Origin of the sequence: Xanthobacter versatilis (assembly GCF_043193975.1) — a bacterium.
Lineage (GTDB): Bacteria > Pseudomonadota > Alphaproteobacteria > Rhizobiales > Xanthobacteraceae > Xanthobacter > Xanthobacter autotrophicus_E.
In genome coordinates this window covers 1-259 of sequence record NZ_JBAFVB010000039.1, presented here as the reverse complement: position 1 = coordinate 259, position 259 = coordinate 1, and the positions used below count along the sequence as shown (strand labels likewise).

Annotated in this window: 1 pseudogene; it reads left to right on the top strand. The window is 70.7% G+C overall.

What is annotated here, in order from left to right:
* Window positions 1-259, top strand: a pseudogene (locus tag V5F66_RS22285) (DUF2285 domain-containing protein); the annotation flags it as partial.

Sequence of the window (259 nt, the reverse complement as noted above, 5' to 3'; positions counted from 1 at the left end):
CCATCGTGCTTCTCGCCCAACAGCCCGCGTTTCTTCCGGGCGCGCCCAGCGTGTCGTTCGGCGGCATGGTTGCGCCGCGCGATAGCACCGAGGGACGATACTGGGTCCATCGTCCGGCACCTCATGCCGCGCAGGTGCTGCTGCTGACCGGGACTCGCCCCGACGCGCCGCTGGCGGCATTGATCCCGCTGGACGCGGACACCATTGGACGGGTGGAGGCCTTGACCCGCTTCTGGCGCGCTGTCGAGGGTCGGCCGGC